The 18,958-nt window shown below is 36.9% G+C and carries 10 protein-coding genes; 1 reads left to right on the top strand and 9 read right to left on the bottom strand.

The window, feature by feature from the left end:
- Positions 1–5: 5 nt before the first annotated feature.
- From J580_RS07615 to J580_RS07625, 3 genes are all read right to left on the bottom strand, one after another.
- The gene (locus J580_RS07615) at positions 6–6,329 is read right to left on the bottom strand and encodes a DEAD/DEAH box helicase (protein WP_032003659.1); all 6,324 of its coding nucleotides are present in this window, start codon (positions 6,327–6,329) and stop codon (positions 6–8) included.
- A 2-nt stretch (positions 6,330–6,331) separates the two neighbouring features.
- Positions 6,332–9,625: an STY4851/ECs_5259 family protein gene (locus J580_RS07620; RefSeq protein ID WP_228131053.1), complete on the bottom strand. Its 3,294-nt coding sequence runs from the start codon at positions 9,623–9,625 to the stop codon at positions 6,332–6,334.
- Positions 9,626–10,225: 600 nt separating this feature from the next.
- A complete protein-coding gene (locus J580_RS07625; protein ID WP_032003661.1) occupies positions 10,226–10,792 on the bottom strand; it encodes a TetR/AcrR family transcriptional regulator in 567 nt (188 codons plus the stop codon).
- Positions 10,793–11,599: 807 nt separating this feature from the next.
- Between J580_RS07625 and J580_RS07630 the strand changes: the two genes are divergently transcribed.
- Complete coding sequence (locus tag J580_RS07630) at positions 11,600–12,040, top strand: HD domain-containing protein (RefSeq protein ID WP_032003662.1); 441 nt, start codon at positions 11,600–11,602, stop codon at positions 12,038–12,040.
- A 34-nt stretch (positions 12,041–12,074) separates the two neighbouring features.
- Here J580_RS07630 and J580_RS07635 read toward each other — a convergent pair whose 3' ends face one another.
- From J580_RS07635 to J580_RS07660, 6 genes are all read right to left on the bottom strand, one after another.
- Positions 12,075–12,719 (bottom strand): hypothetical protein, encoded by a 645-nt coding sequence (locus J580_RS07635; protein WP_032003663.1) that lies wholly within the window; start codon positions 12,717–12,719, stop codon positions 12,075–12,077.
- A gap of 11 nt (positions 12,720–12,730) precedes the next feature.
- Entirely contained in the window at positions 12,731–13,702 is a 972-nt protein-coding gene (gene surE, locus J580_RS07640) for a 5'/3'-nucleotidase SurE (RefSeq protein WP_081403561.1), read from the bottom strand.
- 231 nt (positions 13,703–13,933) lie between these two features.
- Positions 13,934–15,097: a hypothetical protein gene (locus J580_RS07645; RefSeq protein ID WP_032003665.1), complete on the bottom strand. Its 1,164-nt coding sequence runs from the start codon at positions 15,095–15,097 to the stop codon at positions 13,934–13,936.
- On the bottom strand, positions 15,090–16,418 hold the full coding sequence (locus tag J580_RS07650; protein WP_032003666.1) for a TolC family protein: 1,329 nt from the start codon (positions 16,416–16,418) through the stop codon (positions 15,090–15,092). Before J580_RS07650 ends, J580_RS07645 begins: the two co-directional genes overlap by 8 nt.
- On the bottom strand, positions 16,415–18,001 hold the full coding sequence (locus J580_RS07655; RefSeq protein WP_032003667.1) for a GH3 family domain-containing protein: 1,587 nt from the start codon (positions 17,999–18,001) through the stop codon (positions 16,415–16,417). Before J580_RS07655 ends, J580_RS07650 begins: the two co-directional genes overlap by 4 nt.
- Positions 17,998–18,786 (bottom strand): hypothetical protein, encoded by a 789-nt coding sequence (locus tag J580_RS07660; protein ID WP_171071969.1) that lies wholly within the window; start codon positions 18,784–18,786, stop codon positions 17,998–18,000. The genes J580_RS07655 and J580_RS07660 overlap by 4 nt, the downstream gene beginning before the upstream one ends.
- Positions 18,787–18,958 lie beyond the last annotated feature (172 nt).

Raw genomic sequence — 18,958 nt, forward strand, 5'->3', positions numbered from 1 at the left:
TTACTTCAAGATTTTGTGATATATATATCAGTTTTAAAACCATCTTCACCCTCTACATACATATTGGTATTATTTCCATTTATCCATAATAATTGTTTCTGGATACTTTCTAAGAAAGGAAAATCTCCTTTCTCTTGAATTGCACGCCAATTAATATATTTGACCTGCCAATAGCCAACACCTTGATCCAAACGGATATCAACTTTCTTACCTGATTTTAATGAAAAAATAAAGTAACGAGAATGATCTATTTTTGATCGTGATATATTTAAATTAAGTTTCTGAGATAATTGATCTTCAAAATAATTTACAAAGAATATCTCAAAAACTTCACGTTGGCTGAAATCTGAATATAATTTTTCATCCTGTATTTGTTTATTTCTAAAACACGTTATTATAGATAATCGAGGGCGAATACATAATATTTTTTTGATTTCTTTCAACAAACCAATTATTAAAATGATATTTGCTGGGGACTGCAGATATCGATCTGAGTATTCTATTTCTATAACCTCATCATTTACTAAATCATGTAGCTTAGATATTGGTAAAACTTTAGCCCAAAATTTTTGAGAAAAATCATTTACTGATTCACCGTCAAAATCTTTGCCAACTTTAAGTCGTTGAAACTCATTTTCATAAGATTTAATAGCTTTAAAATCAAAACTAAATTTTTGTAATTGCAACTTTGGGGATATAGTTGATTTATAACTTGGGCTTTGACCCTCCAACCATAACTCATTAAAACAACTTACTTCTGCCGACTGATTGTATAAGGAGATTACTTTCTCCTTACTTAAAATCTGAGTATATAAATATTCAGAGGTAACATTGCTATTCACCGTAAATGAAATACCAATTTTTTCCAACGTCAACATTTCTTGCTGTATGTGTGGTGTCAATTTCACATTTGATGAAAGCAAAAATACTATTTCAATATTACTATTCAACAAGTTAAATAATTTTCTTCTGATTACAGGACATAAAATATCCCAATCTTCACTATTACCAGTGAGGTTAAATGTGATCTTTGTTGCACCATGATTTACATATTGCTCAATAATTGAAAATGGAGTACCTGCAATAAATTCTGTTTCCGGAATTGGGGAATCTAGATAATTTAAAAAATCATCTCCTAACCATTCCAAAGCCAAATTACGATCTAAATTTTCTATATCATGTCTTGTTTGAGTATCTAGTAGGCATTTACCACAGACTGAATTACAAGTGTGGTCTATACATTGCAGTTTTTCTATGAGTAATCTTAATACCTCAGTAATATAATTTGCAGCTGTTGTCGAAAAACCAGCACCACCACTTAGATCATCAAATATTTGTAAAACTAAAACTGCTTTATCATCAATCTTCTTAACTTTTACTGCATAACCTAATTCATCAGTAGCAATACCCAATTTAGTTGCTATAGCCTGACGTAAAGCTACAACTAATGTTGTTGCAATAATTCGACCATCTTCATTATTTAAAATATATTCATTACGGGTCGGGTGTTTTAAAATAATTTCCAACACATCGGTTTTTATTTGGCAGCCTAAATGAATATTAGATTGAACGACGCTTGAACCACCACAATCTGGTCGTTTAAATTTATCACCATCTTTTTGAGCTTTAAGTGCCTTATGTGGACGATCGGGAGTTAAAGTATTTGGAAACTTGGCTTCACCATCGTAACTCTCTTCCATAGAATCTGCTCGACCACATTGTAGACAAATAGCAAATCCTGTGCCATTCAAACCTGAACTATATTGAAATACATGCCCATTTGGATCTACATTTAAATATCCCAAATTTGCATGTGGCAATGACCACCTCAAAGCCGTTTCTGAAAGACCTACCCAAGGTTTCTGAACAGGGATATATTGTTGCGTCGTGACATCATTATTAGGTTTATCATAATAATCTACGCTAAAACCGTTAGGACGTAATACTTTTTTAACATCTTTTATAATTTCTCCACATTTAGCATTTGTACATATCAACTGTTCTTCATTCAGCAAAACACCTGATGTCAGCCCTGTTTGACCACAGTGATGGCACATCCAAGCATAATCAAATTTCTGGGATTTCTTATCGTGTTCATTATGAACATTTTGCCATGCAAGTGATATGCCTTTCGAAGTATAGACGCGACCATCAACGATGACTTCTGCACCCGGTGCATATTCACGAATCGCAATAGCAATATTGCGGCTTGGCAAGCCTTTAACACGAGATAAATTATCCTCTCGATCAAGATGACTTTCCAAATCTTTTGTTTTTTGGTTCTTTGAAAGCTTATCCCAACGATCTTTCTCTAGCTTATTTGTATTATCAAAGGTAATCACGTCTGTTGGGAAACCATAACTCGGTAAAAAGTTACGCATCGCCAACTCAGATAATAAATATGCTTGGGTTAAACGATATTTTTCGCATGTTAATCGATAGAGATAACTGCTGTTAGGATTCGTAGCCAGTTCTTGTTGATACTCTCTTTCAACAATCGCATATTCTTCTATCCACTCTGTCTTGAGTTCACGTATTTTTGTCAAGCAAGCATCTATGATTTCTACATTATCAATATCTTTTAATGCTGTACCTTTTTTCAAAAACTCTAATACATGTTTATAATCTTTTACTGCTTTTCCTACCAACCATTTTTCAAAGGTGTCACAAATTGAATCAGATTGACCATGTTGTTTAAGATAAAACCATTTTAAATCCAGTTTAGGTCGATCAATATCAGTATCCCCAATTTCTTTGATTAAAAAGATGGCTAGTAACTGTGCATTGATATGTCGTTGAATTAACCTTTGTGAATTAAAGCTCACATGGGGTGCCTGAATTGCAGTTGTATAAGCCCATAATGGTTGCTTAAAGACTTGCTGATCATGTGGATTATTTTTACAAATCGTGTAAGAAATAGCACGTGATTGGCTACCACGTCCTGCTCGCCCTGTACGTTGTAAATAATTGGCAGGATGTGGAGGAACATTGTTCATCACCACAGTTGATATCCCTCCAATATCAACACCCATTTCCATGGTCGTCGAACAATTTAAGACATTAACCTTACCTGCCTTAAAGTAAGTTTCATACTGCTTGAGTAAATTTGCCGACTGCTGCGCCGAGTGCTCCGCTGTACGGTAGAAGAATCCTCCCAATACTGCGCTATCCGACAAGTCTGTCCATAAATTTAGTGATCTTAGCTTGCTCACTGCTAAATCTTGATGAAGTGCAGTGAGATTTTCATAATCAAACTGCCACAGCTTTGGAAAAACCATTTCTTCTGTTTTATATTTATCAATATTATGCGGCAAACTGATTGGTAAATAAGGCGTGAACCCTTTGAATGTGGTATCCATCAAGCGATGCGTAATTGGGCATAAAAAGACTTTATCCACCAAACTAAAAGTTAATTTTTCCTTTCTAAGATGATATTTTGAATTCCCATCTTCAACTAGAAATTCAGCTTTTAATACTTGCCATGCTTTTTTTAGCCAATCATCAGCCATATTTCGATGTGCTTGCAAGCTTAAATCTAATTTTGCACCTAATACTAGAAGTTTGACTATGCGGTGATTTTTAGACACTGATGCTAGTGGCCATGCCAAAATACTATTATTTTTCGAACCATCATCTCTGTATTTAAATTGATTTACTAGTTCAAAACTCACAACATGCTTAGGACGTACACGCCCGCCTAACCATTGCTGCCAATCATCAGCAAGATCTATCACTGTATTCTCACGAATATAGTAATCTAGAACAACTTTAATAAAATCTTGCCAATCTTGATTACCTAAGCCAGAGTCTTTCCAATAGTTCGGCAGATCATTTAAGTTGTTTAAGCCCTGATAACCAATTTTTACCAATCCTAAAGTTTCTAAGCTGTTGGCATTCTTAGGTCGACGTGAAAACTCGCGTGTGAGTAACATCTGTGCCAGTTTAAGTGGTCCGGCATCAGCAAAAACTTCACCTGCGATATGACGATTTGCGAGTAAAATACCATTTTGAAAATCAAAATCTTTTGCGATACGTTTACATAGGTCCTCCCAAGGTATCTCAGGAAGTTCAAATTTTGTATCATTTGTATTTAACTTCTCTAATTCTGCTTTGCAAATATTGATTAAGGCCGTATTTCCTTCTTCTTCTGCTTTACTCAATAGCTGAGTGAATGTCACCACTGCAGGATTTAGGGTTTGTTGTTGACTTGTATTTTTTGTATGTTCTATTAATGCACCAACTACTGCCCCCCGTAAACGAGACCGCTCTGCTTCTTGTTGCATTTTGACAGATAAGCGTGCGGTGCCTTGACGACTATCCGTAAAGGTAATTAAGCGTTTACCCTTAGCTGGCATATCCCATGTTGTGCAGTCTTTCAGCTCTTTGAATTCACCTTCAATAAATTCTGGATCATTAAAATTTTTGCTTACTTCTTCAATATCCTCCTGATCAATATCTGGACAATATTGTAAAAGATGTGGAACAGTCTGGGTAATATAGTAAGGTGCACCTAAAATCGCACGTCTAAATGGCAAGTCATATTTTGTTCCTTTTGAACCACATTCAGAATTGCTACATTCAACTGCATCACCACTGCTATAAGGCTCAAAATAATGCACATTTAACGTATTTTTAGAAATTTGCCCAAGTTTTAAATTATCTAAGTTCAGTTGGTCTCGACGATAGTTTTTCTCTTTATTTTCATTTGAAGAAAATACGACTAAACGATTCTTTATCGCCTTTTTAAATTCTTTTTCTTCTTGCTCTTCTGCTTCATTATCAATAAGTAATGCAAATTCATCTTCAACTTCAACAGTCCATTGTTTAAGAACATCATCCCTACCCAATAAACCTAATAAATGTGGTTCCTTACAGCTCTTACAGAATGTTAATTCTAATACAGGTGCCCCACACGCACAGTTTTCTTGATGTGTCGCATAAACTTGGCCAAAGTTCCAGTTTTTTAGATCTTCAGATTTTTGATCACACTTATCATTAATACAACTCCATAATCCATGAGTTACACGCTGATAATAGTTGACTCGTATCTTAAGAAAAGCTTGTTCTGCATGAGAAGGTTTTGTAAAGGTTAATAAATCTAACCATTTTAAAATCTCTTGCTGAGATAGCTTAAAATCTTTTTCTTGTGTTTTTTTGAATAAATCTTCAAGTGTTAAAGCACGTTCCGAGCAAATACATTCACGTAATGTTAGTGCAATTGGGTGTCCAGACAATTTATGATAACGTTCAGAGGAAACCTCTTGTCCTTCATCAATAGACACCAATTCATCTAAAGTTAGAAGGTTATTTTCAACAGATGCCAATGGCGGTACTTCACGTTGACCACCAATCACCAAAATATTTTCAGTACTTTGACCTGAAATCTCTGATAAAAACTGTTTTAGTTTTTCTTCTGCATCAGCACCTGCAATTGTTGCAGAAGTTGCAACAAAACGAACATCTTTCGCTTCCACACCAAATGCATGTAGAACACGACGTAGTTGCATCGCTAGTTCAGCTGCTTGTGAGCCCATATAACTATGAGCTTCATCCAATACGATCCAACGCAATTTTTCTTGAGATTTTTGCAAAATAGGCGCATCGATTTGGCGTACCATCATATATTCCAACATGGTGCCATTGGTCACCAAAATAGGCGCCGGATTTGATCTTAGTTCTTCACGTGTGAACACTTGATTCGGATGAAGATTTTGTTCTCCAGTTTTCTGTGATTTATGCTCTGGTGTATTACCATTATATAAACAATAACGAATAGCATTCGATGGTAGGAAATGTCGCGTCCAAGCATCTAAACGTTCTTGTTGCGAGTTAATCAGTGCATTGAGCGGATATAAAAATAATGCATGCACACCTGTTAAAGATTGTCCTTCCCGAATGAACTCCTCATATAAGTCATTTAAAATAGGCACCATAAAACATTCTGTTTTACCTGAACCAGTCCCTGAAGTGACCACAATCGATTTGTGATCTTCTAACAAAGCATTCCAGCTCTGTAATTGATGCACATAAGGCTGGTAGTGACGATTAAAACGATAGGCTCCATTTTCTTTGTGATCTAAAGCATGAATCACATTTGCATGAAGTAGTTGTCCCCCCAAATCTTCTAAAGTAGGCTGGCCTTTCTTCCATGCAAACATCTGTTCGATTACAGGTGAAGATAAAAATGATTGATCTTCACCCATAGCTTGAGACATTTGCTGACCTAGAACATCACGTAGTTCAGGATGCGAAATCCCCAATATACTCAGAGTCGCTTCTTTATTTTTTTGGATACTTTCTTGTGTTAAAGAACTAAAATATTTATACATTGTTACTTCGCTTCTAAAATTAAATATTTAACAATTGAACTAAAAATTTGATTGAACCATTGCTCATCAAATGCAATGATTTGTTTAAGCTGCAGTACCTCATAGGCACTCAATTGCAATAGAGATTGATGTTTAACATTCATATAAGCCAAACAAAATGGTAAATACACCACATCTTTATTCCATTGACTTGCCAATTGACAGCTAAAAGGGAGCTTCTGCATACAGTCAAAGTAAGTCCATTTATTTTGCGAAAGTGCAGTTGGCCATGCTTGATCTTCTGTTGCACCGTGGTTGCGTTGTAGCATTCTCTGATATTCTGAGTTTTCAACTCCACCCCAACACTTACCCTCAAAAATATAATCATTTAAAATCTGAAAATTATATTCTGGTCCAAATGAGTATTGATTATTTAGGTAATATGAATGAAATGATTCAGCCAATAAAGGTGTAAAATTCCTCAATCTTTTTAAGATATTTTCTGCCTTTCCTCGACCGTACCCACCATCATCACCAAGTATCTTCTGCCAATATTGAATCACTTGATGAGTTGCCTTCTGCCATGAAGCAACTGGAATCAAATACCACATCACCGATAATTCGGTTTCGAAACGACGTAAAATATCGAGAGACAAATCAAGTTTAAATATTGCGATAGCCAATTGATCATAATTACTTGCTAGACCCTTTAAAACTTCAAAAGTATTTAGTGGTAAATGATTATAATTCTGTAATAATGCTTTCACATGATCCCAGAATACCTCATTATTTTCATAATTTACTGCACGAATAAACTGCTTAATCAAGAGTTTATTCTGACCAAAATTACGTGTAGCAGTGGTTAATACATCTAGTTCAGTATCTTCAGGATAGTTAAATTCTTGAATAAGCTTGGCTCTAAACAATGTCGAATCTTTTGCAGGTATTAATAAATATGGTGCATGATTCATATCCAATTCTGGAACTTGGAAAACTTTGCCTATCCATTCATTTTTTTCAAGTAAATCGAGTGGTTCCACTTGTGGTTGCACTAACGACATTGCTTGTGGCTTAAAAACTAAAGTAGTTTTATCGTTATAATAACCCTGAACGTTTTTACCCCAATTCAGTTGATGCGCATAATGCCGTATATTCCATTTTTTTTCGCTATGATGATAATTGACAGTACATTCGACGAAACTATCCAAATCATCATCTAAGGCTAAAATGCCTTTCACATCTTCTACTAGCTCATATAAATTAATAGAAGAAATACCTTGTTTAACCTTTATTTTCTTACGATAAAAAGGTACATCATGTCCCTGATTTTTTTTTGTTTTTAATACAATATCAAAATTTAACTTAGCCGCGCGGTCATAAGAGTACACTTGCAGTTCAGTATTCAATAAGTCGTGAATTACTAAATCTTTTGATGTTACTTCTTTTTGCTCATTAATCAGTTTAAAGCCTCTTGCAGGGAACGGAACAGTAACAATACATTCCCCACCAAATTTAAAGGTTATTTTTAAATTTAATGCTAAAGGTACAACCGCACATTTCACTTGACACTTATAGGATATTCCAGTCTTTTCATAAACTAAGCTTGAGTGAGAATTCGATACTTCAATGTGAATTTCTGCATCCGACTCAATACCAAGTATAGCCTGATCTAGTGTTGCACCTGCTTGTACCATAATCTTAAAATGTTTTGGTAAAATAACCACTTTCTTTTTTAATAAGCTTTCACCTTGTCTATTTTTTAAAGTCAGCATTTGCTGCCCTAAAAGTAAATGCAAAGGGGTAATCTCGATCTGATCATTCCCACGAAATAAGGTATGTGTGCCATAAGTTTTTAATGCTGGCTTACCCATAAATGCTAAACTTGGGCAGGTCTCTAATTGGCTGATATTATTTTTCTTAAACAATAACTGCTCAAATTCAATATCAGAATGACCACATTTGATAATGATTTGATCATCATCTTGTGTCAATATCTGTTGCTGCCCCCTAATTTTGTACAATTTAAATGTTAAAAACTGACCTACAAATTCAGAAAGTTCTGTCGATTCTACATGGGTAAACCTTGCACCAACTGGCAGGCTAATGAATATTTCAGACGCTTTGGTTTTTAAAGCACCTTGGGCAATATATTTTGGTTTTTCTTGTATTTCAAAAGCTATAGGTAAGGTTTCAAAATCGAGAGCCGTATCTTCTAATTCAATATGACTGAGTACTACCCCATCCACCTCTAAACATAGATATAAAGCTTCGTTGTGGAATTGACGATATATGTCTTTTAAAAAACCTCTATTAATTTCTGCAATGACTTTATTATTTTGCTGAGAAAGATAAGTCGTACATAAAAATTGGCTTTTATGATTCAACCCTTCTTTAATGACTAAATTACCACGTGTGCGTCGCAACTCAACATCTTCATTTAGTGTAAATGAAAGTTCTTCTGGCAAGTAAATTGTACTAGATAAATATTTAAAGTCTTCAGATAAGCTATGAGTACATTTTAACGCTTGGCGTAATTGATGATGCTTAGATATTTCTTCTGAGGCCGACTTAAATAAATTTCTTAAAAAATCCTCTACGATCGTTTGGTCTTCATCAATAGGCAACGGAAATTCATTACGCCAATGCTTAGATTGCTGATCTAAAGTGATAATTGGGTCTTGGAGAGCAGTTAATTGACAGTTTTCCACTTTTTCGATAATTAATCTTACAATATCAAGCACTAAAGATAGTGTTTCATCATGCTCAAATGCTTGTGGTAAAGTCTTTAATTCTTGTTGTGCCTCAGCTCTTAACTCATCAATATGAGATTTATTTTCTAAATATAAAGAGATCACTTTTTGGAAAATCGCAATATAACGATTTCCATCTTCTTTTAACAAGCGTGAGGGGAATCCACCCTCTTTAAAAATCGAACCTAAATAGTTATTAGCTTTACTATATTTAATAATCGGGCGTTTCCAAAATCTCAGTCCCTTAATTACAACTTCGTTTCTGGTGTTTACTGGTAAATCCCTAATATCTAAGGCAGTTAAAATCGGATCCCATGTCCATTTTGCAGTATATTCACGTCTAAACCATTCGGCAGCGTACAACGTAAATAAGTTAGCCCATTCATCGCCTATACGATTTATATTTTGGAATTGAAAACTTGTTTTAAGAATGTTCTCAATTTCTTTAAATTCAGGAAAAGACAATTGATATTGGTAAAGTACACGTGCATCAGCAGATGTTAATCCTCTTGTTTTTAATATCTGCGCTAAATACTGTCTAGAGCTAAAATTTAAACGATACATCATTAAACACTCGAATTTTAAATATTACTTTCAAATATCTGTATTTTATTATGCTTTTATAACAAGCCATTCCCAGGAATAACATACGATTTTATTTGTTTTTATTAAGAAAATTTTTTTGTACACAAGCCAAAAATAAACAAAAAACCATCTGAAGACTCTCTGGTGAAGTATTACTAAAGATTATACTTGTATAATTAAATAATGGAATCGATTTATAAAATTTGTAAATACTCATGAAAAGAAAAAATTTATTGATCCTAATTTTTTAATGAACGTCCTTAATTTTGTATTGTTGTAGGTTATAAAGAAAATTAAATTAATTTTAGAAAAAAATTTTTAATCTTACGAAACACAAGAGATTAGATATTTTAAAATGCCACTTATGTATGGCATTTTTAATTTGTTTTGACTGTATTAACCCCAAATGATCTTAGACATAGCCGAAATTATTAGGTTCATCGTAAATAATATAATCATTGAGACATTGATCCAGACTTTTCACCAATATGATTGACAGTATTCGATCTTTTGAAAAAAACGATAGGTATAGTCACTAACAATCTTCTTTATTGAATTGAATAATAACTAAGATCCATAAACTCATTTTCTATTTGCAATATTTCCCATCCCCCTCAAAAACACCTCAACCACCCTTTCATCAACTTCACCCAAACTTAAACGCTGAATAATGGCACCTTCGATTAGATATAAAAATAGTTTGGCATCGGTAAAGGAAACATCGGTGTTAAGCGCTCTAAGCAAGCTATATATTTCATTGGTGAACCATGTTCTATATCGCAAGGCGGTTATGTAGGCTTTTGGATGAGTCAGTTTTGTTTCAAAAATGGCTTTAAATAATAAGTAATACAACCCGTCTAGGTCTGTGTGTAAAAGATAGAGTTTTTTGAGTTTATCTAATGCGTTTGTGTCGCAGTCATATTCAACCACTGAGACCACTTTTTCTTTTAAGCGTTCTTTTTGCACAATCAAGCAGATTTCAATCAACCGTTCTTTTGAGTGAAAGTAGTTATAAAAAGTTGCTTTGGTCACTTCACACTCTTTCACAAGTCTGTCGATGCCGACCAGATGAAATCCGTTGTAGTGAAATAACTCAATTGATTTATTTACGACTTGTACTGCACGTGTTGGGAGAACTATTTTTGGCATATTTTTACCGTTATAAAAATTATTGTTGTATATAAATGAGATATAAAAACTGCTGCCTTTGGGGAGAAAAAAGGCATAGCAAAGCCGTAAAGACTGTGCCCAGCACATCTCAAGGTTTAATTGTCTAAGTTTTAAGTAATAACGAGCTAAAGCCTGAAAAAGCCTTACGGCAATCAAGCTGCGTTAAGTGTTTTAAGCTGTGTTGTTATAGCTTTTGGCAATGGTTGCCAAGAAATGATGAATGTACAAAGCCAACTCCTTATATATGGAGTTCTGCCAAGACATTAGAATTATGGTGGCAGAACGAAAGAGGGTTAGCAGACTGGTACGACAACCAGCACACCCGAGGGTGTCCCTCTCCCGTCCTACCGCTACGGGAGGGAACGAGGAGCGTACGCACAAAACTATTCCTCAGAAGAAATAATCCTGATGCGGTCGTATACGGTCTGCTAAAACCGTCTGGCAATGTAGGCCAGCCCGCAAATGGTAATCTTCAATATTTGAAGTGTCAATGTGAAATTGGCTAGAAAATATTTAAATAATTATTGTTTTTCATTTAATTACATAATTAAGGAAATTCTTAAGTAATATTTTTAATCTACCCTTATATCATTAAGTTAAAGTTTAAAATTTCAAAAACTTAAAGTCTGAATTGTCCTACCTCAACTAAGAATGAATAAATAAAAAGAGACACTACTGTTATTAAGAGATGTTTTTATGAGTCGCTATCCAGTATAAAATTATGACTTAAACTACCTATCTCACACATTAGGCCGTGTCATATACTTAAAGTGATAAGAGCAAAAAATGACTCAAAATAAAGTTGAACTCGCAGAGAAATTATCAAAAGAATCGCATCAAGGTCAAAAGTATGGTCCTCATGATTACTTTGATTACCATATTAAAGGTGTGGTCAACTCATTAATTGAGCACCAGTTTTCAGAAGTCCATATTATTACAGCCCTTCTACACGATAGCGTTGAGGACACGCCTCTTACCCTAGCCAAAATCGAAAGTTTATTCGGAAAAGAAGTCCGTGATGCGGTTGATGCATTAACTAAACGGGAAACTGAAACACGCGAAGAATATTTAATTCGTTGTAGTTCGAATCCGATCGCACGAGTTGTAAAACTTCATGACGCAGCCTTTAATGCGCATAACTCATATAAAGAAAATAATCAATCACGTGTAGATTATTATCTTCAAACCATGTTGGCTGTTTCAACGGCGCAAGATAGGTTGGGGTAAAAGACAACGAAATGAATCCGTTGCCTTTTTATTTTTAAGATTGTGCAAATGCCCAAATATCTTTTGATGCAACCGTGTCAGATACAAGTCTAAAACTCATAGGTTCTAAGTCTTCATCTACCACAACATAACCTTTCGAGTTGTTTTTTAGCGCACCACACTTGTTATCGGTCAGTTGATAGTTTGCAGTATCCGCCAATGCACTTTCAGTAATAACACCTGTAAACACACAATTTGGATCTTTCGAGACAATCTTACCTTGTGCATTCACCTCGGCATTTACCGTTGTTCCATCCGGAAAAGATAAATCGTAATTGCCGACCAATTGATTCAGCATAATTTTCTGATCATCAATTTTTTCATAATGCGCCAATTCAACGGTCATCGCTTGGTTAGACTGATTGCTCTGCCAAGCTTTGGTTTTTGCGTCATAGCTCATCACAATCTTGGCACGGTTTTCGTCATCATCTAAAACCAATAATTTAGAACCATCTGCACCAGAATAGTATTTCCCCGCCATAGGTAACTCTTGATCAGTTTCGGTACTAATAATATAAGTACCAACGTCTAAGCTCGGAGCCAGTGCAGGTTTTTCAGTCGAGACTTGGTCATCATGATCATTGTCATTACAAGCCGCCAAACCAAGCCCAAGAAGTAAAACCAACAAACAACGTTTCATGGTCTTTCTCCTTACTTGTTAAATAGGCTTTTTAAACGAATTTTGAGCCATTCTTGACCTGCTGGTCGTTGGTCGTAAGCAACTTGCATAGCAGTCACTGCAATTTTGCTTTGCATTACGGCGCTTTCATCCGACATTTGCGCGGCAGTTGGAGCCGATGGTGCCGCGTCTATTCCTAGACCAAATTGATTGTTGCCTTTATTGTCTTTGGTCACTTGGAATTTCAGTTTATATAAGTCATACGTCCCAATTTTTGAAAAAGCAAAAGGTGTGCTGGTTGTTAAATTTTTAGGGAAATTAACATTAAGCGTAATGCCTTTTGGCAACAATTGCCCCTTACCTGCCTTAGCTTGTAATTCTTTTAATAACACTACAGTTTGTTTTGCCACAATCGCAGAGTTAGGGTTGTTTAAAGTTTTGTCATCTACCGTGTTTGTATCAGCACTTAAAGCAATAGACGGAATGCCACGTCCTGCCGAAAACTGTACATTGCCAATGGTGCCAGAGTGCACAACGACTTTTCCGACATTTTGTCCTTCATTCGGGCCAGATAAAACTAAGTCTGGCGCTTTACCCCAGCGTTTTGGCGCCACCACGTCTAGTCCATAAACTGTTGCCATCACTGGTGTGCCATGCGTGTAGTTCCAGTCGCCATTGGTATAACCCGCTTTGGTAAAGGTTCCAGCCGCAGGTGCACCAACGGGTGCTGCGCCATTGTGACAACCGTTTTCAGCCGCAATTTGCTTATCGTTATCCGCAGTAATCGTCGTTGAGCTGTACATCACGATTGCGCCACCGCGACCACTTTGTGGTGAACACGGTACAGACACAAGCACGTTATGACCATTTGCTTTTAATTCATCATAGAGTGCTTTGACATTGCTGGTTAGACCGTCATCGTTAACCAATAAAATATTTAGCGCAAAAGCTGGAGTTGTACATAAAGACAGAATAAGGCCGCCCAATAAACTTTTTTTCATCACTTAACTACCATGTTCTAAATTTCGATTTGTATAGTAGTTGCGCTATATGTACGTTTAGTGACTACGCATCAATAAAAATTAAAATACTTTTCCATTAAAAATTAAATAATTATATTATAAATTATTGCTATATTTTCTTTTATAAACTGACCTTCAACTTCAGCGCTCATATTCAAAATGACAAAACCCACTTCCGTGGGCTTCATTAAAAGTATCACTTCAAGCTTTAAATTAAATACGCCCAACTTCTAAGTATGGAATCAAGTTTTTATCAAAATTTGGCCTTGGGTCACCTTCATAACTAATAAAACCATGCATTCCAGTTAAGCGTTCGCCTTTATAAAACTGGTTTAACTGATAGCGCGGGTCTTTATGGGAAAGCGTAAAACTCACCACACCAACACCCTGCTGTTTTGACTTGTTATAGGCATCTTCAAGCATTTTATGATGCAAAGCCAAATCTTCGGGATGACAAATAAGCGTATGTAACACATGGTAATGAATAGAGTCACCGAGTTTAGGCAAACGCATGCCCTTAGTAATTGGAGTCAGCAAGTTATAAACGGGTCTAAGCACGCCTATAGCGGAACTATAATTTAGAATCTTGGTTTGCTTAATACTGTGCTGATCCCACAAGCCAAACATGCCCACTAGTTTTTCACCTCTAAAATAAAGTGAAAAGTCCGAGAGTTTTATTCCTGAAAAATACCGATGACCTTGAGCCAGTTCTTCAAAGTTATAGGCAGGTATAAAGTTATAAAACTCTGCCATGTCGGCAATAAACTGATTCATTGCTTCTACATGCTGAGCTTCGGCAATACAAGTACGAATCTCTTGAACATTACTCTGCTGAGAAGTCTGCTTTAAAAAAGCCGTGATTTTCCGTTTTGCGCCAGTACTCGTCAGACTGAGTGTTTCTATAAGCCCTTCATCATAATAATCAGGCATTCCCGTTTTGCCTGTTTGGATGGCAGCGCGCGCGGCATGGTTATCATCAAAAATAATCATTTGGCTATAGTTCGGTTCATGCATGGTTTGTTTTACATGCTTCGCCAAAACCTTAACCAGGGATTTACCCCGATAGTTGTGATCTACCCGTAAATCACCCGCATAACGTAAGTTTTGAATGTTCCGATCGACATAACACGGACGATAACCGTTGCTATAACAAGCGACATTTTTCTGACTCTCGGTGTCTTCAATCACCACATGTAATTTATGCCGATAGACAATGTCAGACGCTCTAAAATAACTCGGTTCGCGCTGAAAGCTAATTTGTATGCCTTTGGTGGTCATGGGTACGGCAATTAACTCTCGTAAAGCACCGTCATCTGCCAAAGTCGCTTCTCTGGTAATGAGAGTGCTGTCAGCAAGTGGTGTATTTGTTTTATTCATTATTCACCTGTTGTGCGGTCTGTGTGGGAACCAAGTTATTTAAACGTCCCATTTGGTCGAGTAGCTGATAGACAAACACCACTTCGTCTTGGTCATTCACAGTTTTTTGGGTTTGGACATCGAGTAGCTTTTGCTCTGTATTGAGCAAATCAAATGTGGTTTTGGTGCCAACATCAAACTCTTTACGGGTGTACACAAAGGCAATAGATGCTGCTTCTATGGCATTTGCCAATGCTTCTTTATTTTGTCGAATGGTTTGAAGCTGCGCATAGGTGGTACGGGTCCGCTTATTCAAATCCAGTTCAAGACTTCGCGTTTTTTGGTTAGCCAAATCGATATCGGCCTGTGCTTTTTTCACATTGGCGCGATTTAAGCCATCGTCATAGAGCGGTACATTAAGTTGTACCCCAACCATATAGTTATTACTTTCAGAACCAATATAGCTTGCCTCATCTTGTTTTCCGGCACGGCTGGTCAGCATGACCGTTGGCCAGAGTTCGCGTTTGGTTAGAGCATATTGTTTCTCGGCAGCCTGCTTTTCGTATTTACTGCGCATTAAAGCTGGATGGTTTTTGGTTTGAGCTAAAATTTCATCTAAGCTCGTGGGAATAGCGGGTAGTTGTTTAATCGCAACTAGGTTGTCAGGTGTTGTACCCGTTACTTGATAAAACTGTGCTTCGCTTACGGTCAAGTTAGATTGCGCCTGTGTAATATCGGCTTGGCCTTGAGCAACTTGCGCCAAAACCTGAGCCAAATCCGCACGGGTAATCATACCCACGTCAAAACGGCGCTTTGACTCATATAAAGACCGTTGTAGGTTTGCCATAGTCTTTTGTCTAAGCTCTAAAATGGCTTTCTTCTTTAATACGTCGGTATAGACCATCACGGTATTTAAAATGGTTTCCGATCGTTGATCTGACAAACCTTGGTTTTGGGCTGAAAGCTGACTTTCGGCAACATCAATTCCTAAACGGTGTCTTCCAGACGTATAAATCGGATAATCTGCCTGCAATTGCAAACTTCGGCCTTTACGGTTTCCTTCGGTTGGAAACAAAACGTGTGAAGGCGTATCTATTCTTTCATAGTCCAGTTGGCCGACTAAATTGACTTTAAGTCCATCACGCTGTTTAGCCTGTTCAAGCACAGCGGTGGATTGATTTACGCTTAAACGGCTCACTTCAAGCTGACTTTCATGTCTTAAACTGGCAGATAAAGCCTCATCTAAAGTCATGGCGTGTGTGTTCGACACAACCAACACGCCTAAATACAAGGCGTGTCGAAGTGTTAAAAAACGAGTATTAAATTGCTTCATCCCTTTCATAGTTGATCCAAACTATTGAGGGTGACTTTTTTAAGTGGCTCGGGTTTGATATTGCCTTCGATAATGCCATCAAACATGACCAGTTTTTTATAGGCATTCCAGCCATTATTGGCTTGGCGAATTTGAGGCTGGTCGAGCTGCCCCAAGTTTCGTGCAAGTTCGTAGTGGAAGTTTTGGCGCAAGATACTATCGATATATTCATTGTTAATGCTGTGATGAATATCACCTTCAAAAAGCACGCAGTAAAATGGTTTAACCTGTTGCTGCGTATCAATTGCGAGTAAAGAAATCGCCTTCGATTCCGTTTCATTTAACTGTGACAATAATTGCTGAGCAGTTTCAGGTGCGAGTTTTTCACCAACCAGATCTACACCAAAACGGCGACCTTGGAACTCAAAACATGGAATTTGTTCTATAAAGCCTGTTACCCGTAAGCAGTCATCCAGACAGTAACGGAGCAAGCCATTGCCAGAGGTAATCAGTGGGCTGACCACATCGCCTTGTTTAAGCTGCCACGACGGAATGATTTGCCCTTGTTTCTCACCCTCTAAATATTCAAATTCGTAGAAGTGACTTTGATAGGCCAGCGGGTATTGGTCGTTATAGGGAATAGTCACTACACCTTCCGTCGCCCATAAACCTTTTCCTTCAAACTGAACACTGGGCAATTTCTCTTTTAATTTTTCAGCCCAAGCTTTTGAACCTGCGGTGTCCCAACTCGACACTAAACTTAACTTTGGCCAAAGCTTTTTAAAGTCGATCTGTGCGCCGTTTGAAGCATCACTTAAGGCTTGAGCACTTTCAGGACTACGCGGTGCAGTGACTTCTTTTAATGAAGCCTGACGGTTACCCCATGAACCACTTTGTAAAACCTCAATCACGTCTTGTTGTAGTAACTCCAAACGTTCAAGTAATTGCAGCGCAAAAGTTGGACTCCACACCGAAATCATGGCTAAGTTACGGTTTGCGACTAAATAGCAAATGGTGGCAAACAGTGCATCATCGGCATTGGCTGCAAAAGCAACGTTACTTGGAACCGCTTGAGTAAACTTAGACAAAATTCGCTTACCTACACCAAGTAGCGCACTATCGTCATTTAGGTTTTTGTCTTTTAAAACTTCACGTTGGCTTTCAGGTAACCACGACACCGACCAATAATGTGTACCCGAGCTAAGCTGTGGGCATTTGCGGTATAAACTTGCCATCCACGGCGCAATCGCATGGTCAAGCTCATCTAAAAACAGCTTGGTATATGGAATGAACTTGATTTGTTCACTCGAACCACTTGTTGGCTGGAAACGAACTAACTTACTGCTCGACAGTGAAAGCTTTTGTTCACGGTAACGCTGAATATCTTCTCGCCATGCGCCGTAACGTGTCGCAGGAAATGCTTTTACAAACTGCTCATAATTTTGGACCTTTTTATCTTTAGCAAACGTAGAGGTCTGTAATATCGAATGCAAAATTTGACGTTGCGTGGTCTCTAAAGCATTAAACTCTTTTTGAAAATTACGGTCAGATGCATCACACCATTTTTTTAAAATTAGATGTGAGCCAAGCGTCAGCCATTCATTAGATTTCATTGGATGGCCTCTCTACGTTTTGTTTTATGGGTTACGCAAGCTTCAAACTTTCCTTTACTGGTCGGTTTAGTCATCAGCTTTACGGGGAAACGGGCTATGTCTTTCCAACCAAGACGGCCAATACAAGGTAGTTCTGTGCCAGCTTTCCATGTCGGATTTTTCTGCTCAAAGAAATGAATATTTGGGTTTTTCTCTCTCATTTCGGCAGTAATTGGTGCGACTTCACCTTTTAATGGTTGATAGTCATCGCCAAAATTTAAAAGGCCCGCTTCACGGTCGTAGTATTCACCAAAGAATTTTTCACAGTAGTGCTCAACCACTTCTGAAAGATGCTGGTTTTCATCTTTAATGTTTGGGTAATACACATAGTAGTTATTGGCAAGTAACAGGTAAGTTTTATAGCCTTTAGAAATGAGTAACCAATAGAGTTCATTAAATGGATATTTGATTCGAAGCTTAATCATCAGTTTGAGCATGGTACTTTGCAGACTACGCGTGCCCCAAAACTTTTTCAAAATGACCGTATCACCGCTAAATAACACGGTGTAGTCTTTACCGTTTAAATAGAAATGCTGCACCACCACAGTCGAGAAACCTACAATCTCATCTGTTTCAGAGTTAAAAATTAAGATCGCACCGCTTTTATTTTGGAAATCATCTACGAAAATAGAAAATCTCGTATTTTCATAATACTGTTCGTAAATGGAATACATTACTTTTAATCGCTCAGTATCGATTTGCTCTTTTTCAAAATATTGACCATAAGTCGTGTTTTTCAGGTTCAATTTTGAAATTAGTTTATACGTTGTATTAATCATAATCCTTTAACCTTCCACCTCTAATTTGTGAGTTCCCCGATCTCATCAACCGATTTTTAGAAAACTCAGATCAATGTTCTTTTTCTATGAAGGGATACGTTTTGATATGCCCTATTGTTTTTCATTCTTTGAAAGCTGC

The organism is Acinetobacter sp. 1542444 (assembly GCF_000581835.1).
Taxonomy (GTDB): Bacteria; Pseudomonadota; Gammaproteobacteria; order Pseudomonadales; family Moraxellaceae; genus Acinetobacter; species Acinetobacter pittii.

Bases quoted from the DNA above. Each gene is read 5' to 3' on its own strand.
- J580_RS07650 (WP_032003666.1), bottom strand. From the start codon at position 16,418: ATGAAAGGGATGAAGCAATTTAATACTCGTTTTTTAACACTTCGACAC.
- J580_RS07635 (WP_032003663.1), bottom strand. From the start codon at position 12,719: ATGAAACGTTGTTTGTTGGTTTTACTTCTTGGGCTTGGTTTGGCGGCT.
- J580_RS07655 (WP_032003667.1), bottom strand. From the start codon at position 18,001: ATGAAATCTAATGAATGGCTGACGCTTGGCTCACATCTAATTTTAAAA.
- J580_RS07615 (WP_032003659.1), bottom strand. From the start codon at position 6,329: ATGTATAAATATTTTAGTTCTTTAACACAAGAAAGTATCCAAAAAAAT.
- J580_RS07625 (WP_032003661.1), bottom strand. From the start codon at position 10,792: ATGCCAAAAATAGTTCTCCCAACACGTGCAGTACAAGTCGTAAATAAA.
- J580_RS07645 (WP_032003665.1), bottom strand. From the start codon at position 15,097: ATGAATAAAACAAATACACCACTTGCTGACAGCACTCTCATTACCAGA.
- J580_RS07620 (WP_228131053.1), bottom strand. From the start codon at position 9,625: ATGATGTATCGTTTAAATTTTAGCTCTAGACAGTATTTAGCGCAGATA.
- J580_RS07630 (WP_032003662.1), top strand. From the start codon at position 11,600: ATGACTCAAAATAAAGTTGAACTCGCAGAGAAATTATCAAAAGAATCG.